Raw genomic sequence first — 15235 nt, forward strand, 5'->3', positions numbered from 1 at the left:
GGAATGATAGTGGGGTGGCTTAGCCGCAGGCCTTCAGCAGGCGCTGGCGCAGCTGCGCGGCGTCGATGCTGCCCAGGCCCTGCTGGGCCAGATGGTCGAGCAAAGGCTCCAGTCGGGCGGGCAGCTGCCGCGCATCTCCGCTTTGCAGGGCCTGGAACAGCTCGGCAATGCCCTGCACGAAGCGGCCTTGCGCCTGGCGCATGGCGTCCAGCGCGTGCAGGTTGTCGAAGGCCCAGCCGATCTTGTCGCAGAAGGTCTCCAGCAGTTCGCGCTGCAGCTCGGCGAGCGGCAAGGGCGGGGTGACCAGCACGACGAACTCGTGCTGCTCGGGAGTGCCCACATAGAGTGCGGCGCTGCGGGAATCGATGCTGCTGCGGCGCTCGCGAAACGCTTGCTGCACGGCGCTCCAGAAGGGCTGGGCAGCCAGTTCGGGCGTATGCGAGTCGGCCATGTGCGCATAGGCGCCGGTGGCGGCCACCACCACCGGGGTGCTGGGGCTGGGCTGGTCGGCCTCGTGCAGCACGCACAGCACGCCGTCGGCGCCCACGTCCAGGATGGCGCTGACCTGGTTCAGCACGCCGGAGGCGAACTCGCGCAGCGAGCGCACGTGGTACAGATCGGTCGAGGCTTCGAGGATGCGTTCCAGACCGGCGCGGTTGCGCTCGATCATGTTCAGGCCTTCGTAGGCACGCAGCGAGCTGATGACGGTGGTGAAGAGCTTCTGGCTGCTCAGCTCGGTCTTGTTCTTGTAGTCGTTGATGTCGTACTGCAGCACGACCTCGCGCTCGGGCGCCTGGCCGGGCTGGCCGGTGCGCAGCACCACGCGCACCAGATGGTTGTTGAGCTCCTCGCGGATCTGCCGCGCCAGGCGCAGGCCGGCGTCCTCGGTCTCCATCACCACATCCAGCAGCACCAGGGCGATGTCGGCCTCGCGGCGCAGCATCATCAAGCCTTCGGTGCCGGAGTAGGCCGAAAGCACCTGTACCGAGCGCTCCTTGTAGACCACGTTGGACAGGGCCAGGCGGGTGGCCGAGTGCACGTCAGGTTCGTCGTCCACGACGAGCACGCGCCAGGGCGGCAGCGTTTGCGTGCTGCCGGTGTCGCTGTCGTCGATCAGCCAGTCGTCTTCGTTCGGTGTGTCCACGGCGTTCATGCGGCGATGTTCCCCGGGTCGGGGCGGCGGCGGGATGCCGCAGCTGCTGGCCAGTCCAGCTTATAGGCCAGAGTGCCGGCCTGTCCAAGCCCGGGGGAACGCCATTGGCAAAGTCCCTTGGAGGGCATTGCGCCGGGCGTTTTGCACGCCCGGAAGGGCTGGGCCGCTTCGGCGCGACCGCGCCGGGCCGCAACAATCGCCCGCTTTGCGTTTCCCCTTCCCGCCATGCCGCCCTTGCCGCAACCCCGCTTCGAACGCTTCTACAACCATGCTGAGCTGGGCGAGCTGCTGGACGCCTACGCGGCGGCGCGGCCGCGGCTGGTGGAGAAGTTCTCCATCGGCAAGAGCCAGGAGGGCCGCGACATCTGGCTGCTGGCCCTGACCAATTACGACACTGGCGCGCACGCCGACAAGCCGGCGCTCTGGGTGGACGGCAACATCCACGCCGCCGAGCTGCTGGCCTCCACCGCCTGCCTGTACTACCTGCACCAGCTGCTGAGCGGCTACGGCAGCGACGCCACCATCACCCGGCTGCTGGACACCCGCACCATCTACCTGGCCCCGCGCCTGTGCCCGGATGGCGCCGAGTTGGCGCTGGCCGAGCGCCCGCGCCATGTGCGTTCGGGCACACGCCGCTACCCCTATGACGAAGCGCCGGTGGATGGCCTGACGCCCGAGGACATCGACGGCGACGGCCGCATCCTCAGCATGCGCATCAAGGACGCCAATGGCGGCTGGCGCCAGCACCCCGACGACCCGCGCGTGCTGATCCCGCGTGCGCCGGGCGAGTTCGGCGGCACCTACTACCGCGTCATGCCCGAAGGCTTCGTGCAGGGCTTCGATGGCATCCAGGTGCGCGTCAACAAGGACGTTGAAGGCCTGGACCTGAACCGCAATTTCCCCAGCGAGTGGCGCCAGGAGTTCGAGCAGGTGGGTGCCGGCCCGTACCCCACCAGCGAGCCCGAGGTGCGCGCGGTGGTGGAATTTGCCGTCAAGCACCCCAACATCGGCGCGGCCATCAGCTACCACACGCACTCGGGCGTGATCCTGCGCTGCTGCGGCACGCGCAGCGACGACGACATGATTCCCGAGGACCTCTGGTCCATCAAGCGCTTCAGCGAGCTGGCCACCCAGCACACCGGCTATCCGTCCATCAGCACCTGGCACGACTTCAGGTACCACCCCAAGGAAGTCATCACCGGCACCCAGCAGTGGTTCTACGAGCACCTGGGGGCGCTGTTCTGGGTGGTGGAGCTGTGGAGCCCGAACAAGGCCGCCGGCATCACCGACTACAAGTGGATCGACTGGTACCGCGAGCACCCCGCCGAGCATGATCTGAAGCTGATTCGCTGGAGCGATTCGCTCGGCCCCGACACCGCCTTCGTCAACTGGAAGCCTTTCCAGCACCCGCAGCTCGGGGAAGTGGAGATCGGCGGCTGGGACCTGATGAACTTCTGGCGCAACCCGCCGCCGCAACTGCGCGAGCAGGAGGTGCAGCAGTTCCCGCTGTGGATGAACCAGCTGGCCCTTTCCCTGCCGCGCCTGGAGCTGCTGCAGGCGCGCGCACAGGCGCTGGGCGAAGACACCTGGCGCGTGCGCCTGGCGGTGTGCAACAGCGGCTTCCTGCCCAGCCATGTGACCCAACAAGCGCTCCAGCGCGAGGTGGTGCGTGGCGTGGTGTTCGAGATCCAGCTGCCGCAGGGCGATCCGCATATCGAGCTGATCAGCGGCAAGCCGCGCGTGGTGGGACCGCAGCTCGAAGGCCATGCGCCCAAGAGCAGCCCGCACCATTTCGTGCCCAGCAAGGAAGTGACGGCTGACCGCGCCGTGACCGAATGGCTGGTGCGCGCACCGCGCGGCACCCGCCTGCTGCTGACCGCCCGCCACGAGCGCGCCGGGGTGGTGCGGACCGAGCTGGTGCTCGACTGATCAGGCCAGCAGCCGCCGCGCCATGCGGCCGAGCGATTCGGCCATGCGGTCGGTGGTGCTGGCCAGGTCCGTCAGGCGGGCGCTGGGCTTGAGCAGGCCGTTGTCCTGCAGGCCGGCGCGGAACAGCAACCACTGGTGCTGGGCCTGTTCCAGTTCATGGCGCGCCTTGTCCGGCAGCGCCGCCGGGTTCAGGGCCTGCAGGGCAGACTGGAATTCCAGCAGCGACTGCTGCGCCCCCACTGCCACCTCGGCCGGCGGCTGGCGCAGCCCGGTGGCGGCGTAATTGAGCTTGCCCACGCGCAGCGCGCTGGCGCTGGCGCGCGCCAGCAGGTCCACCAGGGCGCCGCGCTCGCCATCGGCCACGGCGGAGGACAGGGCCGTGGTCACGAAGCCCAGCCGCACGGCCAGGGCCTCGCTCTCGCGCAGTACCTGGGTGGGCGGGGCCTCGCGGCGGTCCACGAAGAGCTGGGCGTCTTCGAGCGCGCGCTCCAGTTGTGCCAGGCGCCGCCCGGCCAGGGCCGTGGGGCGCTGGCGCGGGTCGGCCAGCTGCGCCAGCGTGTCCAGCAGGCGCGGGCGTTCCTTGTTCAGTTCCGTGCCGGCGCGTTCGGGCAGCAGGGGGCGCTCCAGCTCCAGCTTGGCGAGCCGCTCCACACCGATGCGCAGCTGGGCGCCCAGCAGCAGGGCGGATTCGGCGCTGCGCCCCTGGGCGAACAGAGGCAAGGGCATGAGCAGGACAGGAAGCAGGGCGCGGCGCGTCAGCATGGGAGCTTGGTGGAAACCAGAAGGGCCGCCCATCTTGGCCGCCGCCCGTGACGGTCTGGTGACAAGCGCGGGCCACGCACCGGCTTTCGATAATGCCGAGATGCTCTCCTTCTCGCGCTGGCGTCTCTACCTTGATCTGATCCGCTGGAACCGCCCGGCCGGCTGGCTGCTATTGCTCTGGCCCACGCTCTCGGCCCTGTGGCTGGCGGCCGATGGCTTTCCGGGCTGGCACCTGCTGGCGGTCTTCGCGGGGGGTACGGTGCTGATGCGCTCGGCGGGCTGTTGCGTCAACGACGTGGCGGATCGCGAGTTCGACCGCCATGTCGAGCGCACCGCGCAGCGCCCGGTCACCACCGGTGCCATTCCCGTGAAGGAGGCCCTGGCCCTGGGCGGCCTGCTCGCTTTCATCGCCTTCCTGCTGGTGCTGACGACGAACCCACCCACCATCTGGCTTTCCGTGCCGGCGCTGGCCATCGCCATCGCGTATCCCTTTGCCAAGCGCGTGCTGGCGATGCCGCAGGCGGTGCTGGGCGTGGCTTTCAGCTTCGGCATCCCGATGGCCTTCAGTGCGGTGCTGGGTGCAAACGACTGGCGCCCGGCGGCCGTGGCGGACGCGGTGCCCTGGGCGGCCTGGGGATTGCTGTTGGTCAACTTGTTCTGGGTGCTGGCCTATGACACCGAGTACGCCATGGTCGACCGCGAGGACGATTTGAAGATCGGCATCAAGACCAGCGCCATCACACTCGGCCGCTTCGATGTGGCCGGCGTGATGGCGTTCTATGTGCTGTTCCTGCTGGGCTGGGGCGCGCTGGGGCTGGGATTTTTCGGCCTGGGCCGGGGTTTCGGTGCAGCCCTGGCCGTGGCGGCAGGTCAGGTGCTGTGGCACGGCCGGCTGATTGCCGACCGTTCGCGCGCGGGCTGCTTCCGCGCCTTCCGGCTCAACCACTGGGTGGGGGCCACGCTGTTTGCCGGCGTGCTGATCGACCTCTGGCGTTGATCAGGGGCCGCGGCTGCTGTGCTTGAACACGCGCAGCACCGCCTTGCGGGCCAGATGGCGCGCCAGCAGCACGGGCGGCATGCGCAGAGCGTGCGCACGCAGGTACAGGCCCGCCGCGGCGAGGTGCTCGGGCAGGCGCCAGGCGGAGGGCAGCGGCGCTTGCAGCAGGCCCAGGTAGAGCCAGTCCATCCAGGCCAGGCGTGCATCGCTCCAGCCGCATTGCGCCTGCAGCGCTTCCTGCAGGCCTGAGGGCAGCTTCTGGCCGAGCAGGCGCTCGCTGTAGCGCAAGCCCAGCAGCAGCGGCCACTCCAGCCCGTGCAGGCGCGCGCGCACTTCCAGCGCGGGCCAGAAATCGGCTTGCACACTGTGCTCCTGCAGCAAGGCCTGCAGGTCCAGGAGGTCGCGCAGGCCATTGCGCAACTCGCCTTCGTGGAACAGGTGGCTGGCGCAATGCAGCACCTGGTCGCAGGGCCCCAGGCGCCGGAACGGGGTGCCCGGGATGGGCAGGCTGTCGGCCAGCAGGCGCTCGGCATCGGGCACGCGGCGGGCGCTGAGCGGCAGCAGGTTGTGGTGCACGTCCACCACGGTGCCGCGGCGGTGGTTCACCATGGGCGGCAACTCGTGCATCCACTGTCGGTAGTAGCGCTGGTCGTAGGCCTCGGTGCCGCCGCTGGTCCAGCCGCGTGCCATCAACGCGGCTTCCACCGGCCCCAGCGTCGTGCGGGGCACGAGCAGGTCGATGTCGCCGAACAGGCGGCCGCGGGCAGCGGGCTGGTCGGCCAGGGCATAGGCGCCCCCTTTGAGCAGCACCACGGGCAGTTGCAGGCCGTCCAAGGCCTCTGCCAGATGGTTGCATTCCCAACGGATCGCATGCCGTTGGTGCTCGACCAGCCGGCGCGCGGCCAGGAGATGCGGCTGCACCGGTGCCGGCGCGCTGCTCGGTGCGGCCAGTGCCAGGCGACCGATCAGGTTGCTGGCGCGCGCCTGGCGCAGCAGGCCGTCCCAGTGGGTCAAGGACAAAGCGGCCAGACGAGCCGGATCGCGCAACAGGGGCAGCAGCAAGGCCTCAGTCATCGGCTTCGGGCCGCAGCAGCCAGTTGAAGACTTCGAGGGCGTCGTCCAGTCGGCTGTACTGGAAGTCGTAGCACTCGCATTGGTCCACCAGCCGGGCGACGGTATCGAAGCCCAACTCACCCAGGATGGAGTAGTTGAAGGCGTTCTCGGCAAAGTGGGTGAAGGTGGCGACCTTGCTGCGCGGCGTTAGCAGCGGTTCGGCACCCGCCTGGTAGCGCGGGAACACGATCCAGCGGGGCCGTCCGGGCTCATGCATGCGTTCCACCGCCTGGGCCGGCGGGGCCAGATGCGTGACGCGGCCCTTCTGGGTGTCATAGGCCTCGGGGGCCCAGCGCGCGCTGGGCTCGAAGGCGCGGATCAGATCGATCGAGGCGTTCTTCAGATTGACCGGCCGGGCCAGCGCCAGCGCGTCCAGGTTTGCGGGCTCGATTAGCGTCAGCTCGTCCGACAGCAGGCGCCAGCCGCGCAGCGCCAGGGCGGCGCACAGGGTGCTTTTGCCGGACCCCGGCGGCGCCGGCAGGATGACCACCTGGCCCTCGCGCTCCAGTGAAGCAGCGTGCAAGGTCAGCCATTGGTGGGCCGAGGCGGCCAGCGACCAGTTCAGCCCCCACTCCAGCATGGCCGGCGCCTGGTCGCGCGGCAGGGGTTCGAAGGGCGCCTGGTCGTCAATCCAGAACTGCACTTGCGGGCGCAGCCAGCGGCGCAGGTTGCGAGGTGTGCGCAGGGCCACGTGGTAGTCCGCGAAGGCCGGGTCCAGCTCGCAGGGGTGGGCCGCATACAGGCCGTGGAGCGCGCTGGCCACATCCGGCAGTTCGCAATGCAGCTGCCAGCTGACAGGGCCGCTCTGGATGGCCAGGCGACCGGTGCGCAGATGGTTGCGGAATTCCGTCAGGGAGAAGTCCCCGACTCTGCGGTGGCGCGTCACGATCAGGAGCCGGGAAACAGGCGCTGCAGTTCTTGCACGGCGGCCGTTCGAACGGCCTCGTCGGCCGGCAGGCTGGCGGCCAGTTGCGCCAGTTCGGCTTCCGGTTGTTCCAGCCAGGCTTCGAACAGGCTGGCCGTGGGCTCGCCCATGGCATGGGTGTCGCCCAACTGGCGGTCAAACACCACCAGCCCCTCTGGCCAGCGCTTGATGAGGAAGCGCTGTGAATCCGCCAGAGGCACCGGGTTTACTTGACGATGCCGTTCGAGAGCAGATAGCCCTTGATGCCGCCGTTCGGGGCCGCCACGGTGACCGTGCTACCCACCATGGTGTAGTCGGCGTACCACTTCACACCGGCCATGGGCTCGTAGTAGCCCTTGGTGTCCCACTCGGTCCACATGTTCTTGATGACCGTGCTGTCGATGATGTGCGGCGGGATGACGGCGCCATTGCCGCCGTTGATGTTCAGGAAGGCGCCGATCAGATGGAAGGCCACCTTGCCAGGATCCCCCGGAGTGGTATTCGGGCCCAAGTTGAGCACTTGACCCAGCGTGAGGCTGACGCCACTGACCATGTAGCGGCTGCCCGAAAAGACCGAGTGGAACTTGGTGCTCGGCGGGAAGGTGGCAGGCCAGTGGTAAGCGTTGCTGCTGGAATCCTGCTGCGCCTTGTAATTGCCGGGCGACTCCGCGCCGGTGCACTCACCGTTCTTGCCTTGCTGCGACACGCTGGTATTGCGCGACAGCGAGCGCGACGGCGTGAAGCAGGTCACGCCCAGTGCCGGCTGGCTGGCCAGGGTGAGCAGGGTCGGCGGCACGACCACGCCAGCGCCGAGAAAGCGGCGACGAGAACGGATCGGCTGCGGTTCGACGGAAGGCTGCTCGGGGCGTTGGGTTTCGTTCATAAAGGCACCCTGAAGAACTGGTGGTTGGCGCTGGCCCTGCGCCACCGCGAAACGTGCTCCCGCGCACTGGAATGCTCGGGCTTGACGTACTCTTGCGCCGAGAGTGTTTCACACATTCACAGACGGGGCACCGACCGGCAGGCCCCTGAATGGGTGGTGCGGCGACAGCACAAAGTCGCGGAAATGCCGGCGGGCATTAGGTCGGCAGCGCGCGCCGGAACTGGATCGCCTCCGCCACATCCGCCACCTGGAGCTCGGCCCGGCCCGCCAAGTCCGCTAGGGTCCGCGCGACCCGCTGGACCCGGTGCTGGGCGCGGGCGGACCAGGCCAGGCGCGTGGCGGCCTGTTGCAGCAGCGTGGCGGCGGCAGGCGCCAGCGGGGCGTGCTCGTGCAGGGTGCCGGGCGGCAGGTCTGCATTGCTGCAGCTCTGCCGGTGCAGCGCGCGGGCACGCGCGTCCGCCACGCGGGCTGCCACGGCGGCGGTGCCTTCTCCGCTGGGGGCCGCGGCCAGTTCGGCCGGTGCCAGCAGCGGTACTTCGACGAGCAGGTCCAGCCGATCGAGCAGCGGCCCGGACAGCCGGCCTTGGTAGCGCGCCACCTGATCGGGCGTGCAGCGGCAGGCCTTGAGCGGGTTGCCGAGCTGGCCGCAGGGGCAGGGGTTCATGGCAGCCACCAGTTGGAAGCGGGCGGGGAACTCGCTGCTGCGGGTGGCGCGGGCAATGTGGATGCGTCCGGTCTCCAGCGGCTCGCGCAGGGCTTCCAGCGCCTGGCGGTTGAACTCGGGAAGTTCGTCGAGGAACAGCACGCCCTGATGCGCCAACGAGATCTCCCCCGGGCGCGGCGGCGAGCCGCCGCCCACCAACGCCACCGCCGAGGCGCTGTGGTGCGGGCTGCGGAAAGCCCGCTGCGCGAAGGCCTCGGGGCGGAAGCGGCCTACCAGGGACTGCAGGGCCGCTGATTCCAGTGCGGCCTCGAAGGGCAGCGGCGGCAGCAGGCCGGGCAGGCGTTGCGCCAACATGGACTTGCCGGTGCCGGGCGGGCCGACCAGCAGCAGATGGTGCCCGCCCGCCGCCGCCACCTCCAGTGCCCGCTTGGGGCCGGCCTGACCGCGCACGTCGCGCAGATCCAGGGCAGGTGCCGGCGCGGCCTCGGGGGCCGGCGCGCGCAGGCTGGGCAGCGGGCCTTCCTTGAGGGCGGCGACGAGATCCAGCAGGTGCCTGGCGCCATGCAGCTGCACGCCTTCGACCCAGGCCGCTTCGCTTGCGCTGGGCTCGGGCAGGACCAGGGCGCGCGGCGCCCCTTCTCTGCGCAAGGCCAGGGCCTGGGCCAGCGCACCACGCACCGGGCGCAGCTCGCCGCTCAGAGACAGTTCGCCAGCCCATTCCAACTGGTCCAGCTGGACGCCTTCGAGCTGGCCGCTGGCGGCCAGCAGGCCGATGGCGATGGGCAGGTCGAAGCGGGCGCCTTCCTTGGGCAGGTCGGCGGGCGCCAGGTTGACGGTGATGCGCCGATCGTGCGGAAAGCGCAGGCCGCAGCTGGTGAGGGCGGCGCGCACGCGTTCGCGTGCTTCCTTGACCTCGGTGTCGGCCAGGCCCACCAGCGTGAAGCTGGGCAACCCCGGGGCCAGATGCACCTCCACCGTGACCGCCGGAGCGCTCAGGCCCGCCAAGGCGCGGCTGTGCAGCAAGGCCAAGCTCATCGATCCCTCCCCTCTTTGCTGCGCAGATTCTGGCTGCACCACGGCGCAACCCGCCTGCACCAAAGTGGTGCCAAGTGAGGGCGGAGGCCCGGATCGGTGCGGAGCGCGGTGCAGGGCTTGCACCGCGTTGGGGCATGTGCAGGCGCCCAGCGCTGGCACGGAAGCTGCGAAACCTGGGCATCCCCCTTGGAACCGGAGCTTCTGCATGACCCGCATCGCCAAACTCCCGCTTGCCCTGATTTGCACCGCTCTGGCGCTGCCGGCCTGGGCCGACGGCCCGCTGAGCTTCAACGCCAGCCTGACCAGCGACTACCGCTACCGCGGCATCTCGCAAAGCCGTCTGAAGCCGGCCCTGCAAGGCGGCGCGGATTTCGCCCATGACAGCGGCTTCTACCTGGGAACCTGGGGCTCGACGATCAAGTGGATCAAGGACTCCGGGGGCGACGCCAGCACCGAGTTCGACTTCTACGGCGGCTACAAGAAGGAGATCGCCGCTGGTCTCACGCTCGATGTCGGTCTTCTGAAGTACGTCTACTTCAACCACGAACTGGCCGTCAGTCCGGACACGTTGGAGCTCTACGGTGCGCTCAGCGCCGGCCCGGCCACGCTGAAGGTGTCGCGCAGCACCAGCAATCTGTTCGGCTTTTCCGACAGCAAGGGCTCGATGTACTACGACCTCTCGGCCACCTTCGACCTTGGCAATGGCTTCAGCCTGACGCCCCATGTGGGTCGCCAGACCGTCAAGCGCAACGGCAGCTACTCCTACACCGACTACTCGCTCACGCTCAACAAGACCGTGGGCGCCGTGACCTGGGGCGTGGCGGCCGTGGACACGAACACCGATGCCTACGTTGGCGCCAAGGGCAAGGACCTGGGCAAGGCCGGCGTGGTGCTGAGCGCCAAGCTCGCTTTCTGAAACCAAGGAGACCCCCATGAAACTGATCACGGCCGTCATCAAGCCGTTCAAGCTGGACGAGGTGCGTGAAGCACTGTCGGCCATCGGCATCCAGGGCCTCACGGTCACCGAAGTCAAGGGCTTCGGGCGCCAGAAGGGCCATACCGAGCTGTACCGCGGCGCCGAGTACGTCGTCGACTTCCTGCCCAAGGTCAAGATCGAAGCCGCCGTCTCCGAGGGCGTGGTCGACCAGGTGGTCGAGGCCATCGAGAAGGCCGCCCGCACCGGCAAGATCGGCGACGGCAAGGTGTTCGTGCAGTCGCTCGAACAGGTCATCCGCATCCGCACCGGCGAGACCGGCGACGCGGCACTTTGACCCACCCCCGAAGCGCCTGCGGCGCCTCCCCCTCAAGGGGGCGCCACCAGCGGCCCGGCAGAGCCGGTTCCGCGGTGGCACTTGATCAGGTCTGTTTCCTGCCCTCTTGGTGTCGCGTGGTCGACATGGAGAACTGAGATGAAAAAGTTTCTATTGATGCTGGCGCTGAGCCTGGGCCTGTGCGCCTCGGGCTGGGCCCAGGATGCGGCCGCTTCGGCCGCTGATGCGGCCAGTGCGGCCGTGACGGCGGTGGCCGATGCGGCGTCTGCCCCCGTCGCTGCGGCAGCGGCCGCCTCCGAGGCGGCGCCGGCTGCCGCACCGGCCCCCAAGGTCGACAAGGGCGACACCGCCTGGATGATGGTCGCCACCCTGCTGGTGATCCTGATGACGGTGCCCGGCCTGGCGCTGTTCTACGGCGGCCTGGTGCGCGCCAAGAACATGCTCAGCGTGCTGATGCAGGTGATGGTGACCTTCTCGCTGATCGTCGTGCTGTGGGTGCTGTACGGCTACAGCCTGGCCTTCACCGAGGGCAATGCCTTCATCGGCGGCACCGACCGGCTGATGCTCAAGGGCATCTGGGACAACGTGGCGGGCAGCTTCGCCCCCGCGGCCACCTTCAGCAAGGGCATCTACATCCCCGAGATCGTGTTCGCGGCCTTCCAAGCCACCTTTGCCGGCATCACCGCTTGCCTGATCGTGGGCGCCTTCGCCGAGCGCATCAAGTTCAGCGCCGTGTTGGCCTTCAGCGCGATCTGGTTCACCTTCAGCTACCTGCCTGTCGCGCACATGGTCTGGTACTGGATGGGCCCGGACGCCTACAGCGCGGCCGCCGTGGCCGATGAGATGACGAGCAAGGCCGGCCTGATCTGGCAATGGGGCGCGCTGGACTTCGCCGGCGGCACCGTGGTGCACATCAATGCCGCCGTGGCCGGCCTGGTTGGTGCCTACATGGTGGGCAAGCGCGTGGGCTACGGCAAGGACGCGATCACCCCGCACAGCCTGCCACTGACCATGACCGGTGCCGCCCTGCTGTGGGTGGGCTGGTTCGGCTTCAACGCCGGTTCGGCCCTGGAAGCCAACGGCTTCGCCGCCCTGGCCTTCATCAACACCCTGGTGGCCACGGCTGCGGCGGTGCTGGCCTGGTGCGTGGGTGAGGCCCTGCACCGCGGCAAGGCTTCGATGCTGGGTGCGGCCTCGGGCGCGGTGGCCGGTCTGGTGGCCATCACCCCGGCCTGCGGCAACGTGGGTGTGGGCGGTGCGCTGGTGATCGGCCTGGTGGGCGGCTTTGCCGGCCTGTTCGGCGTCACCAAGCTGAAGAAGTGGCTGGGCGCGGACGATTCGCTCGACGTGTTCGGCGTGCACGGCGTCTGCGGCATCGTCGGCGCGCTGCTGACCGGCGTGTTCAACAGCCCGGCGCTGGGCGGCCCGGGCGCGATGGGTGACTGGGTCACGGCGACCATGATTGCGCCGGAGGCCTACTCGATCGGCACCCAGTTCATGGCCCAGGTCAAGGCCGTCGGCCTGACCGTGGTCTGGAGCGCGGTGGTCTCCGTCGTGGCCTTCAAGCTGGTGGACCTGACCATCGGCCTGCGCGTCAGCGAAGAAGAAGAGCGCGAGGGTCTGGACATCGCCAGCCACGGCGAGACGGCCTACTCCAAGTAAGCCGCAGCTCCCGGCAATCAAAAGGCCGCCCTCGGGCGGCCTTTTTTTGCGTGCGCAGAGCCCTACTGCAATCCGGGGCGGGCCTTGAGCATCACGGTTACCAGGTCCACCAGCTTGGCGGGTGCGAACGGCTTGGTGAGGAAGTAGTTGGCGCCGGCGCTCAGCGCGGCCTGCTTGTCGCGGCCCTCGGCATTGGCGGTCAGCATCAACACCAGCACATGGCTGAGCTCGGGCTCGCTCTTCAGGCTGGCCAGCAGCTCCAGGCCGTCCATGCCCGGCATCATCTGGTCCAGCACCACGAGGTCGGGCTTGATGGCGCGGGCAATCTGCAGGGCCAGTGCGCCGTTGGCGGCCTCGAACAGCGCATGGCCGCTGTCTTCCAGCGCGTAGCGCACCAGACGACGGATCTCGGCCTGGTCGTCCACGATCAGGATCTTGGCTTTCATGGCGGTCAGCATATTGCGTTTGCGATGCCTGCCCCCATCTGAGGGTGCTTCCTAGAATGGCCGGCACCCTGGAGAACCCGATGGTCCCGCATCTCATCACCGCCCTGACGGGGCCGATCAACGAACTGGAACAGCGCGTCCTGGAGTCCATGCCGGCCATCGAGCGCTGGTTCCGGCTTGAATGGATGGAGCACACCCCGGCCATCTACTCCGCCGTGAGCCTGCGCAATGCCGGCTTCAAGCTGGCGCCGGTCGACACCCAGTTGCATCCGGTCGGCTTCCACCACCTGAGCGAGGCCATGCTGCCGCTGGCCGTGCAGGCGGCCATGGCGGCGATCGAGAAGATCTGCCCCGAAGCCAAGAACCTGCTGCTGATCCCCGACCCGCAGCGGCGCAGCGCCGGTGCGCTGGCCAGCCTGGCCACGCTGGTGCGCGTCTTTCGCCAGGCCGGCCTGAATGTGCGCCTGAGCGCTCTGGAAGAGGGGCTGGAGGCTCCTGTGGAGTTGCCGTTGGCCGAAGGCGGCGCGCTGCGGCTGGAGCCCCTGCTGCGCAAGCGCGGCCGCCTGCTGCTCAAGGACTTCGACCCCTGCACCATCCTGCTCAACTGCGAGCTGGCCGACGGCGTGCCGCAGATCCTGAAGAACCTGGACGGGCAGTACCTGCTGCCGCCGCTGCACGCCAGCGCCGCGCAGCGCAGCCGCAGCACCTACCTGGCTACCTACGAAGAGGTGGCCAAGCGCTTCGCCAAGCTGCTGGGCATGGACCCTTGGCTCATCAACCCCGTGCATGCGCAGTGCGAGGCGCAGGACTTCCGTAGCGGCGCCGGGCTGCAGGCGCTGCAGGAGCAGGTCGAGACCATCCTGGGCAAGGTGCGCAAGAAGTACAAGGATTACGGCATCAACGAGAAGCCCTTCGTGGTGCTGAAGTCCGATGCCGCGCGCGGTGGGCTGGGCACCTTGGCGCTGCGCGACGCCAAGGAGCTGGAAGGCGCCGCATGGCCGGCCCTCGCGGCGCCCGCGCGGCTGCTGATCCAGGAAGGGGTGGCGACGCACGAGCGTCTGGAGGACGCGCCGGTCGAGCCGACCGTCTACCTGCTGGATCGCTATGTGATCGGCGGCTACTACCGCGAACTGGCCGAGCCGGGTCAGGCACCAAGCCCGGTGCCGCTGGCCTTTGCCGATTCCGCGCAGCTGGTGCGGCCGGGCGAGCGGGCGGGCGCCAGTGCGCCCAACCGCTTCTACATGTATGGCGTGGTGGCCCGTCTGGCCATGCTGGCGGCCAGCTACGAGCTGGAGCAGAGCGACCCGGATCGCGAGGAGCTCGAGAGCGCACTGCCCGCCTGAGCGGCACAGGCGCTCAGGCGGCCTCGACCTCGCGCGCCGCGCTGGCCAGCAGGCGCTTGAACTCGGCGACCCAAGGCGATTGCGGGCTGCGCAGATGCCAGACGCTGAGCTCGGCCAGCCCCAGATCGGCCTCCAGCGGCAGGATCCTGACCAGGCCCTGCTGGGCTGCGAAGCGCGCCAAGGGCCGTGACAGGATGGCCAGCAGCGGCATGCGGCGCAGCAGGGCCAAGCTCAGCATGGCGTCACCGCAAACGATCTGGTTGGCCGGCGGTGGCAGGCCGAGCTTGGCCCAGAGCCGGTCGTGCAGGGCGCGCGTGCGCGTGCCGGGCAGATGACCGATCCAGGCCTCGCCCTGCAGCGCGTCCCAGCTCCAGTGGCGCTGCTGGGCCAGGGGGTGCTGGGTGCTGATCACCAGCACCTCGGGCTGGCGCATCAGCATCTGCCCTTCCAGGTCGGCGGGCATTTCATGGGGCGGCAGGCGCGCCAGCACCAGGTCCAGCCGGCCCTGGCGCAGTTCGCCGATGAGGTCGCTCAGCGCATGCGTGCGCACCGTCAGGGTGATTAGCGGGTGCGCCTTCTTCATGGCGGCCAGGGCATCGGGAAGCACCTGGGGCAGGGCGGCATTGGTGGCGCCGATTTGCAGCTCGCCCAGGGCGCCGTTGAGGATGGTGCGCATCTCGTCGCTGCTGCGCTGCAGCTCGCCTTCCAGGCGTCGCCCCAGGGCGATCAGGCGTTCCCCCAGCACTGTGGCGTGCAAGCCGCGTTTGCTGCGCGCGAATAGGGTTTGTCCTAGGCCTTTTTCCAGTTCGGACAGGGTCTTGCTGACGGCGGGTTGGGTCACGTTCAGCAAGTCCGCGGCAGCACTCAGCTTTCCGGTGGCGTGCATGGCTTCCAGCACCCGCAGATGGCGCAGGGTCAGGCGCCGCTGGACGAAGTCCAGCATGGCTTCCTGCACGGGGGGGGGTGCTGCATTCATAACCATTGGCAAAGTTTTGCAAACCAAGACTCATGGGGCCGCTCGTCATGGCTACCTACCGTGTCACTCCTTGGGGCGCAGCTGCGCGCGCCCTTTC

The 15235-nt window shown here is 68.9% G+C and carries 15 protein-coding genes; 6 read left to right on the forward strand and 9 right to left on the reverse strand.

What is annotated here, in order from left to right; translation table 11 throughout:
• Window positions 1-19: 19 nt before the first annotated feature.
• Window positions 20-1153: a DUF3369 domain-containing protein gene (locus I7X39_RS10645; RefSeq protein ID WP_198111128.1), complete on the reverse strand. Its 1134-nt coding sequence runs from the start codon at window positions 1151-1153 to the stop codon at window positions 20-22.
• 225 nt (window positions 1154-1378) lie between these two features.
• On the opposite strand from I7X39_RS10645, the gene I7X39_RS10650 reads away from it, so the two are divergent.
• Window positions 1379-3082 (forward strand): M14 family metallopeptidase, encoded by a 1704-nt coding sequence (locus I7X39_RS10650; protein ID WP_198111129.1) that lies wholly within the window; start codon window positions 1379-1381, stop codon window positions 3080-3082.
• Here I7X39_RS10650 and I7X39_RS10655 read toward each other — a convergent pair whose 3' ends face one another.
• Window positions 3083-3808, reverse strand: coding sequence for a hypothetical protein (locus tag I7X39_RS10655; RefSeq protein WP_198111130.1), 726 nt, complete (start codon window positions 3806-3808; stop codon window positions 3083-3085). It abuts the gene before it with no gap.
• Window positions 3809-3944: 136 nt separating this feature from the next.
• On the opposite strand from I7X39_RS10655, the gene ubiA reads away from it, so the two are divergent.
• Window positions 3945-4841, forward strand: coding sequence for a 4-hydroxybenzoate octaprenyltransferase (ubiA, locus tag I7X39_RS10660; RefSeq protein ID WP_198111131.1), 897 nt, complete (start codon window positions 3945-3947; stop codon window positions 4839-4841).
• Here ubiA and I7X39_RS10665 read toward each other — a convergent pair whose 3' ends face one another.
• From I7X39_RS10665 to I7X39_RS10685, 5 genes are all read right to left on the reverse strand, one after another.
• Window positions 4842-5915, reverse strand: a complete 1074-nt coding sequence (locus tag I7X39_RS10665; protein ID WP_198111132.1) for a nucleotidyltransferase domain-containing protein — start codon at window positions 5913-5915, stop codon at window positions 4842-4844.
• The gene (locus tag I7X39_RS10670) at window positions 5908-6840 is read right to left on the reverse strand and encodes an HprK-related kinase A (RefSeq protein WP_198111133.1); all 933 of its coding nucleotides are present in this window, start codon (window positions 6838-6840) and stop codon (window positions 5908-5910) included. The genes I7X39_RS10665 and I7X39_RS10670 overlap by 8 nt, the downstream gene beginning before the upstream one ends.
• A 2-nt stretch (window positions 6841-6842) precedes the next feature.
• On the reverse strand, window positions 6843-7079 hold the full coding sequence (locus I7X39_RS10675) for a hypothetical protein (RefSeq protein ID WP_198111134.1): 237 nt from the start codon (window positions 7077-7079) through the stop codon (window positions 6843-6845).
• A gap of 5 nt (window positions 7080-7084) precedes the next feature.
• A complete protein-coding gene (locus I7X39_RS10680) occupies window positions 7085-7741 on the reverse strand; it encodes a hypothetical protein (protein ID WP_198111135.1) in 657 nt (218 codons plus the stop codon).
• 196 nt (window positions 7742-7937) lie between these two features.
• The gene (locus tag I7X39_RS10685) at window positions 7938-9440 is read right to left on the reverse strand and encodes a YifB family Mg chelatase-like AAA ATPase (protein ID WP_198111136.1); all 1503 of its coding nucleotides are present in this window, start codon (window positions 9438-9440) and stop codon (window positions 7938-7940) included.
• A gap of 205 nt (window positions 9441-9645) precedes the next feature.
• On the opposite strand from I7X39_RS10685, the gene I7X39_RS10690 reads away from it, so the two are divergent.
• The 3 genes from I7X39_RS10690 (at window position 9646) to amt (ending at window position 12373) form a co-directional block, all read left to right on the forward strand.
• The gene (locus tag I7X39_RS10690) at window positions 9646-10356 is read left to right on the forward strand and encodes a TorF family putative porin (RefSeq protein WP_198111137.1); all 711 of its coding nucleotides are present in this window, start codon (window positions 9646-9648) and stop codon (window positions 10354-10356) included.
• A gap of 16 nt (window positions 10357-10372) precedes the next feature.
• The gene (gene glnK, locus I7X39_RS10695) at window positions 10373-10711 is read left to right on the forward strand and encodes a P-II family nitrogen regulator (RefSeq protein WP_198111138.1); all 339 of its coding nucleotides are present in this window, start codon (window positions 10373-10375) and stop codon (window positions 10709-10711) included.
• Between the two features lie 138 nt (window positions 10712-10849).
• A complete protein-coding gene (amt, locus tag I7X39_RS10700) occupies window positions 10850-12373 on the forward strand; it encodes an ammonium transporter (protein ID WP_198111139.1) in 1524 nt (507 codons plus the stop codon).
• A gap of 62 nt (window positions 12374-12435) precedes the next feature.
• On the opposite strand, the gene I7X39_RS10705 is transcribed toward amt, so the two are convergent.
• Window positions 12436-12819: a response regulator transcription factor gene (locus I7X39_RS10705; protein WP_198111140.1), complete on the reverse strand. Its 384-nt coding sequence runs from the start codon at window positions 12817-12819 to the stop codon at window positions 12436-12438.
• A gap of 80 nt (window positions 12820-12899) precedes the next feature.
• Between I7X39_RS10705 and gshA the strand changes: the two genes are divergently transcribed.
• On the forward strand, window positions 12900-14162 hold the full coding sequence (gshA, locus tag I7X39_RS10710; protein WP_198111141.1) for a glutamate--cysteine ligase: 1263 nt from the start codon (window positions 12900-12902) through the stop codon (window positions 14160-14162).
• Window positions 14163-14175: 13 nt separating this feature from the next.
• On the opposite strand, the gene I7X39_RS10715 is transcribed toward gshA, so the two are convergent.
• Window positions 14176-15105, reverse strand: coding sequence for a LysR family transcriptional regulator (locus I7X39_RS10715; RefSeq protein WP_198111142.1), 930 nt, complete (start codon window positions 15103-15105; stop codon window positions 14176-14178).
• Window positions 15106-15235: the final 130 nt, after the last annotated feature.

The sequence above is a fragment of the Inhella proteolytica genome (assembly GCF_016093275.1).
Lineage (GTDB): Bacteria > Pseudomonadota > Gammaproteobacteria > Burkholderiales > Burkholderiaceae_C > Inhella > Inhella proteolytica.